Source organism: Flavobacterium sp. (genome assembly GCF_043720215.1).
GTDB lineage: Bacteria > Bacteroidota > Bacteroidia > Flavobacteriales > Flavobacteriaceae > Flavobacterium.
The window spans coordinates 1-12096 of sequence record NZ_JAYSSZ010000118.1 but is presented as its reverse complement, the minus strand read 5'-3'; the positions used below and the strand labels follow the sequence as shown (position 1 = coordinate 12096).

The following is a 12096-nucleotide window of genomic DNA, read 5'->3' as shown; positions in this document are numbered from 1 at the left end:
AAAGTCTACCACCAAACTTTCTTTTGCTCTGTTGCCAATACTTCCACGAATTACCCTTCGTATCTCATCAATTAAGGTAGCTTTATCTTTATTCTTTTTACTATTATCAAAAATCAATTCAAGTATATAATCTAAGTTTATTTCTTGCGATTTTAGTAGGTCTATTTCGAAAACAACATCGTCCCAATCAATTTTTGATTCTTCCAATTCTTTACCACTTTTCTCACGTCTTAACCAATCACGTATGTCATTATAGGTTGAGCGATAATCTTGAACCGTACGTTCTGGGAGCAGGTTTATTTCTTGAATTGTTTTTATATCCTCTTCTGTTAAAAAATAAGCTTCCTTAAATACTTCAATGGCTTCAGTGTCATTATTATCTATTGTCTGAAACGCTTTTAGATTGGTAAACTCATCATAATTTTGTAATACATTTTCAACTCTCAAATACTCACCAAATATTTTTGAAAACTCTTTTTTGTCTTTTTCGGTTTCTATACTATCTGGATTTGGAAATTTTTCATTTAAGTCTTTTACAACATCTATAAAACCTCTGCGCGCCTCACCTGTAGCCATATCTGTAAAGCCTTCTAAATATTCTTTATAGCTTTTTTCGAGAACAACATTTTTAGTATTTTTATCGCCAAATAATGTTATGGCTTCTACTGTTGCTGTTTCTAGGTCTCTAAAAGTAATAATATTTCCAAAGGTTTTTGTAGCATCATAGATACGATTGGTTCGAGAAAAAGCTTGCATCAAACCATGATAACGTAAATTTTTATCTACAAACAATGTGTTAAGCGTTGGCGCATCAAAACCTGTTAGAAACATACCTACTACAATAATTAAATCAACTTCTTTACTTTTTACACGTTTGGCAAGATCACGATAATAATTTTGAAACTCATTGCTTTCAACCCCAAAACTGGTTTTAAACATTTTATTATAATCGTTTATCGCAGCTGTCAAAAATTCTTTAGCACTGCTGTCCATTGCAGTTGGTTCAAAGTTTTCATCTACAATTTCGCCAATGGCGCTTTGCTCTTCGTTGGCAGCAAAAGAAAATATTGTTCCTATTTTTAAAGGTTTTTCAACTTCTTTTTGTTGGCGATTTAACTCTTCATAATAGCATTTTGCAGCATCAACACTACTTACAGCAAACATGGCATTAAAACCTTTATATCCTCCTTGATTTCTATGAGTTTTAATTCTATAATTTTTAAGAATATATTGAGATATCTCTTTGATACGAGCTGGATGTAAAAATGCTTTTTTGTTTTCGTTTGCGTTTAGCTTTTTTTCGTCTTTTTCTTTCTCGATACCTTTAAACTTTGGACGAACATTGTTATAATCTACTTTAAATTTCAACACTTTTTCATCTCTAATTGCATCGGTAATGACATAAGAGTGTAATTCACGTCCAAACACACTTGCAGTAGTCTCGGCTCCAAGAGCATTTTTAACAAATATCGGTGTTCCTGTAAAACCAAATTGATAAAACTTTTTGAACTTTTTATTGAGGTTCTTTTGTGCTTCGCCAAACTGTGAGCGATGCGCTTCGTCAAAAATAAAAACTACTTGTTTTTGATAAATTGCTAAATCATTTTCCGTTTTCATTAGGTGGTTTAGCTTTTGAATGGTGGTAACAATAATTTTATTATCCTCTTTTTCGATATTTCGCTTTAAACCCGCTGTACTATCTGAACCATTTACACTATCTGGCGAAAAACGCTGGTATTCTTTCATGGTTTGAAAGTCTAAGTCTTTACGATCTACCACAAAAAAAACTTTATCAATAAACTCCAACTGTGTTGCTAGTCGTGCGGCTTTAAAACTCGTTAATGTTTTACCTGAACCAGTCGTATGCCAAATATAGCCACCACTGTCGGCTTTTGACCAACTTTTAGATTGATATGAACTTGAAATTTTCCATAACATTCTTTCTGTTGCCGCAATTTGATAGGGTCTCATGATAAGCAACGTATCACTTGTATCAAAAACTGAATACGTTAGCAACACATTTAACAAGGTGCGTTTTTCAAAAAAGGTTGAAGTAAAATCTTTAAGGTCTTTAATCAATGTATTATCAGCCCTTGCCCAATTCATTGTAAAATCAAAGCTGTTTTTGTTACGCTCTACCGTGTTTGCAAAATAACGACTGTCCGTTCCGTTTGAGATAACAAAAATTTGTAAAAATTTATATAATGAATTTGAACTATTGAAACTTTCTTTTGAATAGCGATGCACCTGGTTAAATGCTTCTCGAATAGCCACACCGCGTTTTTTAAGTTCTACTTGTACCAATGGCAAACCATTAACTAAAATGGTGACATCATACCGATTGGAATGCGAACCTTTTTGCTCAAATTGTGCCATAACCTGCACTTTGTTACGTGCAATTGTTTTTTTATCTACTAAATAAATATTTTGAATATGACCATCGTCAAAAACAAAATCGTATATGTAATTGTCATGAATTTTTCTTGTTTTGTCAACAAGGTTATCGCTTGGTTTATCTAAATATTCGGCAACAAAACGTGTCCATTCGCTATCTAAAAATTCCATTGAATTCAGATTTTGAAGTTGTATTCTCGCATTGGACAACATGGCCTCATAAGTGTTTAAGTTTGGATTTTCATATCCTTGATTTATTAAATCTTGGATAAATTCTTTTTCAAGAGCTGCCTCTGTTTGATACACTGCTGGTGCTTCATTTACTTCTAAATACTTTGCGTATTTATCTAAAACAATAAAATTATTTGATTCTGCTATGGTTTTATACTGTGCCATTTTCTGTTATAATTGGTATAATAGGTGATTTAAAGCTATACATTCTTTTAACTTCTTGAACTAAGAAACTAAGAACTCTTTTATCATTTTCATCAATAATAGAAATTTCTTCTCCATTATGCTTTGAATGACTTGAGAGATTAATTATACGTCTATAATATGCTTCGCGTGATTCTTGCGGTAAAAGTTCTTCCCATTTATTATATCCGAGAAAAGTAGACGTTTTTTCTAATAAATTACGAAGAAAATTAAAATGATACTTTTGTATGTTATTAGGATTTTGTAAGGCTTTCTCTAGTTCAGATAGTAGAAATAAATGGTATGAAAATGGTGAGTCGCTTGATAGTTCGGCTAATGAAAAAGTACCGTCATTCAACTTTTCTAAACGCCACGTTTTTGTTTTCGATACTCTATTAAACTCATTAAAAAGCACGTTATAAAATAATGGATTGTGTGTGGTAATTATAAATTTGATATCTGATATACTTGATTTTATTAACTCTGCAATATTTACAGCTAACTCGATTAGGTGTGTATCATCTAAAGAACTAACTGGGTCGTCAATAAAAACATATTCTAAATTATTAAAATCTGGTGTACTACGATCTTGTGGTTCAGGAATATTTAAAATGTCAATAACTTCTTCTAATAAACTATAAAAAACGCACCAAATAAAATTACTTTCTTCTCCTTTTGATATTTTGATATTTTCAAGACTGTCATCACCTCCACGTTCCAAAGAGAATGTAACTTCTGAAAAGTCTTCACTAAATTTTGGTGTTATAAATTGATTAGTGTAGTGTTGAAAATTAGAAACTATATTACCATCTTGACCCTGTTCTTTAAGAAAATTGAGTGCTAAATTTGTAAAAGCATTTGGTCTAATTGTAAGCTTTCTGTTTAAATCAGCATCCAAGTCATTATCCCAAAAGAATAAGTCTTCTGTAAACGCATTATAGTAAAGCACCTTTATTCCGCTATCCTCTTCTGATTCTTCTTCGGTTTCAACCTCTTTAGGATCAACTAAAAGTCTAAATTCACGTGATAGCCGGGTTTTTCCTGTGCCATTGAAAGCATAAATTAGTTGCATTTTTTTATTGGCATCTTTAAGCGTTTGCGCTAGTTGGTTTAATGACTGTGCCATAATTCTTATTCTAAATTATTTTTTAGGAAATGTTAGTAACATATCTCTGTAATACTCATATTGTTTTTGTCTTAACTTAATTTCTTTTGGCAAACCCTCGCTAATAGAATTAGTTAAAATGTCAAATTTGTCTAGAATGGCAACTATACGTTCTTGCTCCTCTTTTGAAGGTACTGGAATTATTATTTTAGACAGTTCAGATGCGGAAACATCAATAACTTTCGTGCCTTTTGCATATTTTCTTTTTTGAGTTGCAAACATTTCTGTTTGCGTATAATAAGCAATGTATTTACCAATAATTTGCTTTGATGGTTTAAAAATTGTTGCGTGACCTCCTGTAACTGCTTGTTCTTTACCCAAATAAACTAAAGCTTTTCCAACGTCTTCCAAATTTTCACTAGTATTTGTTATTATAACATCACCATTATCAACTTTTTTTAATTTACGGGATGTTTCTATTGAAACAAATGATTTAGTTTTAGTTGTATAAGTTCCGTAATAAGTATAAATCTGACCATAATGGATAGCAGGTACACCTGTTTCGGTAAAATCTACTTTTGGCAAACCGTTACCTCTTATTAAAATTCCTAATTCACTCATGGTTAGATATTTATACCCCCCCCCCCCATCTAAATCACTGAAATTCAGTAATTTATCTTTGTAATATTCATATTGTTGTTTACGTGCTGTAAGCTCTGCTGTGAGCTCTGCTGTGAGCTCTGAAAAGTTATCGAGAATTGCAACTATTTTTTGTTGAATTTCTAATGATTTTTTCGGATTATTTGGGCACGGAATTGGTATAAGTTTCTTTGAATAATTGCTAATCCATTGTCGCTTGTGGTCGCCATCAACTAATTCACTTGGTAATGTGTTTAACCAATAATAAATATATTTTAATGATGCTTTAGACTCGTCTTTTGATAATATCATTTTCATTGCAGATGACTTTGCTTTGAAATCAAAGTCAACCCATTTATTGGCTGTAGTAAAATCATCAAATATAATTACTGGTTTTTTAGATGCTTTATTAATACCTTCATTTTCATCTGTATATCCAAGAATAAATGTTTTTCCAGCAGTCAAAACTGGCGTTTTAAAATTATCGCTATAATTTTTTGAACTTACTAAATACTTAGTTGGTTGCTCATAATCTGCATACTCATCTAAAGGTTTCCACTCAACGACCTCGCCGTCTAATATTTTTTTTAAATAACTCATTGTTCAATTTCGTTTATAATAGCATCAATCTCGGCACGAAGTTTATCTATTTTTATAACAGTTTCAGCAACTTCTTTGTTTAATTTAACTATGTTAGTTTTCTCTCGGTTGTTTTTTGTTTCTACGTAAGTACTTACAGATAAATTATAATCGTTTTCAGCAATAATTTTATTATCGATAGATTTTGCAATATGTTCTAAATTTTCTTTGCTATCAAATAACTCCATTATTTTATCAATATGAGCATCAGTAATCATATTGTTGTTGGTAACTTTCTTGAAGAAATCTTCGCCACTTGCATCTATAAACTGTGTTTTTGTATCTGTTTTGTGTTTGGAAAGTACCAAAAGTGTTACTGCTATAGATGTGCCATAAAACAAATTGGGTGCAACAGATATAATGGTTTCTATAAAATTATTGTCAACTAGGTATTTTCTAATTTTTTGTTCCGCACCACCACGGTAAAAGATTCCTGGAAAACATACTAAGGCTGCACGTCCTGTACTGGAAAGGTAACTAAGTGCGTGCAGGACAAAGGCAAAATCTGCTTTAGACTTTGGTGCAAGCACACCAGCAGGCGCAAAACGATCGTCGTTTATGAGTGTTGGGTCATCATCGCCAATCCATTTTACTGAATATGGCGGATTTGATACGATAGCATCAAACGGTTTGTCATCTATAAAATGTGGGTTGTGTAGCGTGTCACCCAAGGCAATATTAAACTTGTCGTAATTAATGTTGTGTAAAAACATGTTCATACGAGCCAAATTATAAGTTGTATGGTTTATTTCTTGTCCAAAAAAGCCTTCCTCGATAATATGTGCATCAAAGTGTTTTTTTGTTTGCAACAACAATGAACCAGAACCTACTGCAGGGTCGTAAATTTTGTTTACTTTTTCTTGTTTATGCATCGCCAATTGCGCGATGAGTTTAGACACGTGTACTGGCGTAAAGAACTCGCCACCTGATTTACCTGCATTGGCGGCGTAATTGCCAATAAGAAATTCATAGGCATCACCAAAAAGGTCGATGTCGCTGTCTTCAAAATTGCCAAAATTTAACTCTTCAACGCCTTTTATAACTGCTGCTAATCGGCTGTTTTTACTTTCTACGGTGTTACCAAGGCGTGTACTTGTGGTGTCAAAGTCGGCAAATAATCCTTTAATATCATTTTCTGATGGATAGCCATTTGCAGAATTTTCTATTGCTGCAAAAATGTCTTTTAAATCTGTATTTAGATTTGGATTGGTTTTAGCGGTTTTAGCAATATTTATAAAAAGTTGACTTGGATAGATGAAATAACCTTTAGTTTTTATTGCATCGTCTTTTATTTCTGGGGTTATTACAGCGTCTGATAACTTTAGGTATTGAACGCTTTCATCACCGCCTTCAATATATTTTGTGAAATTTTCGCTGATAAATCGATAGAATAATGTTCCCAATACAAATTGTTTGAAATCCCATCCATCAACAGAGCCTCTAACTTCATTGGCTATTTTCCATATTTTAGCTTTTAATTCTGCTCTTTGTTGTAAACTTGTCATTTATTTTTTATGTAAATCTTTGATATTATTTAAAGTCTCTATTTAGTGATTAAAATTTTGCTAATAACTTTTCACTTATTCTACTATACGCCAAATCATTATCATACTCCACTTCGGGTCTTAAAATGGTAAAAATATCATTCCGGAATTCATCATCTTTCATCTTTTCTTCCATATTTATAACAAACATTTTGCTAGTAGGCGAAGCACCATCAGAGAAATTGATGTATTCTTTGTAACATTTAATTAGTTTTGCAATATTAATATCCAACTTTGTTAGAGCCAAATCTAAATCGAATAAATCGCGTCCTTTTCTTCGTTGGTATAATGCTCTTAATTTTGTGCCCAGCAGTTCTTCTATGTGGTAGGTATTTATCATACATTCTCCACTAAACCAACCGTTTTGTACTTTGAATGGTACTTGTTGTAATCCTAAAACCGTGAAATGTTCTCTACAATTGATTTCGATTTTGAGACGCATTCTGATAATTGGTTGTATTTCTGTTTCAAATCGATATTCTACGGTGTTGTTGTGAATACTGGTTGTAATGTTTCTTTTTGTTCCCAAAAAAGCTAAACATTCTCGCAATCTAACGAGAATTGGCTTTATTGGTCCAGTTTTTATTTGTACCAAATCAATATCTTCAGAATATCTTGCTTGTGGTTTTAGGAATAGTTTGTGTAAAGCTGTCCCGCCACGGAATGCTAGATTTTCGTTTAGAAAGGGATCTGAAAATATTTCAATCAAAGCTCTTTCTATTACTAAATCTTGTTCGACTTGGCTATTTTCTGGCCAAGGCGCAAATTCTTTCCATTCTTCTATATAACGTCTTGGAATCATAAATCACTTTCGATGTTAATGTTATTGATTATACGCCATTTTATATTTGTGGATCCTTTTTTATTTTTCCCTGGCATTAATGGTACATTCTTACCTTTTTTATCGGCTATGATTTGATATATTGCTTGACTTAATTTTTCGTTTTCTAATTCATATTCTAATAAATAACCTAACCGTTGTACCGTTGCAGTTTGAGAATAGTTTTTTGCTGTTTTTGCAAGGACAGATGGTTTAATTACTTCTATCAGTTCTTTTAGAATTGTGATTACTCTATTCATCCCTAATTTATCGACATAGTATAATAAATCCAATGCTGTGAGTTCTGGTGACGATACATTGATGTAGCCTGCATCGGTTTTCATTTGTTTTATATCTTCCTTGTTCCATTCGTTTTTGACCAAAAAATTTATTTTTAGTTTCTTGGTTTTTATATTTCGAAGTGCTGGTTTCTCTGTAATTACAAATGTTTCCATTGATTGCTGATGTGAAGCACCGTGTAGCGCAGCAGCTGACATTAATCCTAAATAATATTTTTTATTTAGTGAAATCATCATATCATCCATATACATACTTGATGGTATCACACCATAATTTGAATATTCGGCAGGTAAGAGTGTATAGAAGCCTTTACGAATTTGAACTATTTTCTTTTTTGATTTTAATCGATATAGATTTTGTAAAATTGCTTTATCGCTTATATCAAATTTGTCTTTCAATTCTTCTAATGTAAAAGCATATCTTCCTTTAGCTCTAACAGCATCTATATATTCTTCTAAATAATTATATGATTGTATTTCTATTCCCACTTGTGTATTTCGTTTGCGATTTACTACACAATGTGTAGTGTTTCGCAAATGTAATACTTCTATATTAAGAGAACTATTTTTATCATTAAAAGTTTTATTTATTCTATTTTTATACTCCATAAAGTCAATCATTACTGGAAATTACATTAGTTTTTTGGTGTTCCTGATTATAATTCAACTTCGCTTGTCTAAACAATTATCATCAAAAGCAATCAAATTCAACATTTACTCACGCTTTTTTTATGGTGTTCGTGATTATGCAATTTAACTTCGTTTATCAGTTGAATTATCATCAAACGCAATCAAATTAAGCATTTCACGCAGTCGAGAACGCACCCGATTACCATAAGCGTTTCCTATTTCGGTGGCGGAAAGGTTACTGGTTATGTGTGTTATAACTTGTTTTGAAATGTAAATATCATATCTCGAAAGTATGATTTCTGCCATTACGTTACATTCATTTCCATAGTATTTTAGGTTGGTTTCTACTCCTAAATCATCGAAGCAATAGTTTCTATATTCGCTATGAGAATTGTTACCGTTACTGTATTTTTGAATGGTTTGATAACCTTCTTTGATGAATTCAAAACTGATGTCTCGGCAGGTTTTCATTATAAAATTGTTGTTTTGTTTTGCTGCGTGTCGCATTAAAGTCATTAAAGTTGTTTTTCCGCAGCCCACTGGTCCAGAAATTAGAATTCCTTTGGATAGATCTAAATTAAAATTGGCTGCCATTACCTCATCTTTTAGAAAATAACAAATTAGTTTTTGAATATTAGTCAAGTCCGCTTCTCTGAAATGGAACTTATCGCCAAACTGTAGTTTTCCTTTTTGTTCTAACCAAGCCATCATTTCGGGATAATTGTATTGTGAATTCATAAATCAGTATTTTACAATGGCTCTGCATAATTTTTGTCAATGGTTGCGTTGAGGTTGTAAGCTCGTGGTTGCGGATTTGCTTTTTGGGCTGGTGGATTAGGTAAATTGACCGAAAATTTCGGAGTATTTAACATCCAATTTCTTGCTGCTGCTTGCCAATCTTTCATTTTGGTTTTTCCGCCAATCAGCCAACCGATGCTGGAGTAATAATTGAAAAATCGCTCTGCTTCAAATTCTGTGAAATTCTGAAACTTGAAATATTCTTTGACTACATCAATTGATGGCGATAAAAAATTTTCTTCTTTTTTGGCGGAACTTTTTTCTTCTTTTTTTACAGCTCCATTTTTTAAAAAAAAATTATCATCAAAATTTTGAAAATTGGTGTCTATATCTATGTTTTTAATGTTTTTAGATATTTGTTTATTATAATATATATAAGGCGGTTCATTAACCTGTTCACTAACCTGACCATTAACGTGTTCATTTTTTGGCTCGGTTTGGTCAAAAATTGGTGTAGTTTGGTCATTATTTGAACTGGTTGCCTCTGAACTATTTTGATTAAAATTACTTCCTTCTGAAAAATTTATCATAAAAACCTCAGTTCCGGAATACGGATTATAGGATGGGAAATAATCTAAAAATTTCAACCGTTGCAATTCCTTTATGCACTTATGATAGGTTGCTTTTGATGCAATTTTACTTCCTTTCATCATTTCGTCTCTCGAAATTGTGATTGGATTTTTGAACCGATTGACATTCCAACATTGAAATAGCGTTAAATACAAACTAATATGTGTTGGATTTAGTGATTCTTCATTCGATATCCGATTGAAAAATCCTGTTAGATGTTTGATGTAATTCATCGCACCAACCATTTAGGATTGAACAAATTTGGAGTTGCTTCGACTTTATTGGTTTCTAAAACTTTCTGTAAATCAGCATAAGCGTAGAAAATGATACCACCAACTTTGGTGTAAGACAGCACTCCGTTGATGCGTAAATTTTGTAAAGTACCAGGAGAAATGTTGAGCAACTTTCTGACTTCGGAAGATTTGAGCCATTGTTTTTGCTGTTGTGGTTTTGAATTAAACATCGTGTTTAAATCTTCTAAAAGTAGTGTGCGAAACTCGTTCAAATCTTCGCGAGTAATAACTTCGATTGCCATAATAATTGGGTTTTAAATATTTTGACAAAGAGAAATAATAAAGTAATACCAAACCAGTTACAGGGGTTCCGTAACCCCCAACAAAACCCAATAAAATCAACCAATCTTTTTTAAAAGTTTTTTTATTTATGATTTTTAGGTTGCTAATTTGATACAATTATGACTAAATTTGCATTAAGAATAAAAATAGAGTTTAAACTCTATAAAATATATTGCGAAAGTTATTTCGAGCAACAGAAAACCGGCAAAGATTTCAAAACTAGCTCTACAAATAAACTGTTCGCCTACGCTATGCGTGGGCTCGGTTTATTGGAGCTGTGGGTGCTTGCCGGTACCTCTGTTGCTGGTGATCGATGTCCCACGCTGTCGTTTGTACCAAAACCAAAATGGGATTTTTTCGTATATCTTAAAAAGATATTGCTATGAAAAAAGAAACTATAATTAGTATCGAATTGCAACGATTTATGGAGTTGCACAAAATTTCAAACCTTAATTCATTACTCCAAATAGAAGACGAGATATTACTTGAAATGGCTGGTTTTGGCTGGCGAATGATGCGAGAAGTTTTAGAACTTCGTGAGCTCAATTAATTCTAAAATTTTCCCATGAACCGCACTTTTAGTATTGCTCTCGACATTGTAGTATTTAACTTTTATACTATCAACAGAAATTTTTTCGGAATGAGTAGTCTTAAAATTTTCAGAAATAAATCTAAAAACATCAGTTTGGTTCTTATGCTTTATAATTCCTGTTTCCATTAATAATCCAAAGAAATAACTTAATTGTGCCACCGACAAACTTGTTAAAAATTTTATCTTTTCTTCGTTGTTAGAAATGCCCATTAATTGATTGGCTTCTAGTTTGATTTTCTTGGTTAAATATTCTATTTCTTCTTCAATCCAACTAATAATTTGCTCTTTTAAAGGTGGCAAGTTTGCTTTGTATTTTAGAAAACTTCTGCTTTGTTTTTGATTGTAATTTTTAAGTAATCTGTATAATACATCTATCTTTTGAATATTGTTTTCTTGTGTTTCTAATTCTTTTAGTATATCGAAAGTTAGGAATTTGAAAAACTGTAATGAATTGAAATTTAATTCAAATAAACAGTCTTTTATTGCTTCTTCGGTACTGTTTTCGAAATCTATTTGATGGTGTAAGACAGAAATTAAATCTGAACAATAATTGAATTCATAATAAGTCAACTTTTCTTGTATGTTTATTGTTGCAATTTTCAATAGAGGTTCATAAGCCAGTTTTAGTAATTTATCATTTATAGTACTCGCTAAAAGCATCGATTTTACTTCATTTAACTTATCTGTAATTTCAAATTCTTTTACCAGAATGGAACGATATGGAATTTGAATATTTACATTGAGATAACTTTCATACTCTTTTTCGATAAATCGCAACAACTTTTCTAGATAAATATAGGTTATTTTTAGGCAATCTATTTTATTATAATTAGATGAAAATCTATAAATATCTGAGGAATTTGCAGGATTTATATCTTTTATAAGCCTGTTTGCAAGCTTTTCGAGTGCATACTGTTTTTTATGTATATATTGTTCTACTCGTTCTTTTGATTTAAAATTGAAAATAGTTTCCTTATTTATTTTCTTGATTTTATCATTTTCATTTTTTAAAGAATGGTAGCAATAAAGAAAAAATCGATGCTCATTTGATAAGTTACTAATTTCGATTTCTTCTAA

The 12096-nt window shown here is 31.6% G+C and carries 11 protein-coding genes; 1 reads left to right on the top strand and 10 read right to left on the bottom strand.

What is annotated here, in order from left to right; translation table 11 throughout:
• The 9 genes from ACHZC3_RS05730 to ACHZC3_RS05690 all read right to left on the bottom strand — a co-directional run.
• Window positions 1–2790, bottom strand: a 2790-nt coding sequence (locus tag ACHZC3_RS05730; protein ID WP_394758922.1) for an HsdR family type I site-specific deoxyribonuclease, incomplete at its 3' end; no start/stop codon positions are given.
• Window positions 2777–3934, bottom strand: coding sequence for an AAA family ATPase (locus ACHZC3_RS05725; RefSeq protein ID WP_394758921.1), 1158 nt, complete (start codon window positions 3932–3934; stop codon window positions 2777–2779). The genes ACHZC3_RS05725 and ACHZC3_RS05730, both read right to left, overlap by 14 nt.
• Before the next feature lie 15 nt (window positions 3935–3949).
• Window positions 3950–5152: a restriction endonuclease subunit S gene (locus tag ACHZC3_RS05720; RefSeq protein WP_394758920.1), complete on the bottom strand. Its 1203-nt coding sequence runs from the start codon at window positions 5150–5152 to the stop codon at window positions 3950–3952.
• A complete protein-coding gene (locus ACHZC3_RS05715) occupies window positions 5149–6696 on the bottom strand; it encodes a type I restriction-modification system subunit M (protein WP_394758919.1) in 1548 nt (515 codons plus the stop codon). The genes ACHZC3_RS05720 and ACHZC3_RS05715 overlap by 4 nt, the downstream gene beginning before the upstream one ends.
• 49 nt (window positions 6697–6745) lie before the next feature.
• On the bottom strand, window positions 6746–7537 hold the full coding sequence (locus ACHZC3_RS05710; protein ID WP_394758918.1) for a nucleotidyl transferase AbiEii/AbiGii toxin family protein: 792 nt from the start codon (window positions 7535–7537) through the stop codon (window positions 6746–6748).
• Window positions 7534–8475 (bottom strand): type IV toxin-antitoxin system AbiEi family antitoxin, encoded by a 942-nt coding sequence (locus ACHZC3_RS05705; RefSeq protein WP_394758917.1) that lies wholly within the window; start codon window positions 8473–8475, stop codon window positions 7534–7536. The genes ACHZC3_RS05710 and ACHZC3_RS05705 overlap by 4 nt, the downstream gene beginning before the upstream one ends.
• 132 nt (window positions 8476–8607) lie before the next feature.
• Window positions 8608–9222, bottom strand: coding sequence for an ATPase (locus ACHZC3_RS05700; RefSeq protein WP_394758916.1), 615 nt, complete (start codon window positions 9220–9222; stop codon window positions 8608–8610).
• A gap of 11 nt (window positions 9223–9233) precedes the next feature.
• Window positions 9234–10085, bottom strand: coding sequence for a transcriptional regulator (locus tag ACHZC3_RS05695; RefSeq protein WP_394758915.1), 852 nt, complete (start codon window positions 10083–10085; stop codon window positions 9234–9236).
• Window positions 10082–10387 (bottom strand): helix-turn-helix domain-containing protein, encoded by a 306-nt coding sequence (locus ACHZC3_RS05690; RefSeq protein ID WP_394758914.1) that lies wholly within the window; start codon window positions 10385–10387, stop codon window positions 10082–10084. The genes ACHZC3_RS05695 and ACHZC3_RS05690 overlap by 4 nt, the downstream gene beginning before the upstream one ends.
• Window positions 10388–10809: 422 nt before the next feature.
• Here ACHZC3_RS05690 and ACHZC3_RS05685 point away from each other — a divergent pair, with 422 nt between their 5' ends.
• A complete protein-coding gene (locus tag ACHZC3_RS05685; protein WP_394758913.1) occupies window positions 10810–10977 on the top strand; it encodes a hypothetical protein in 168 nt (55 codons plus the stop codon).
• Here the strand turns inward: ACHZC3_RS05685 and ACHZC3_RS05680 are convergent.
• On the bottom strand, window positions 10954–12096 hold a 1143-nt coding region (locus ACHZC3_RS05680), incomplete at its 5' end, for a hypothetical protein (protein ID WP_394758912.1). The genes ACHZC3_RS05685 and ACHZC3_RS05680 overlap by 24 nt on opposite strands.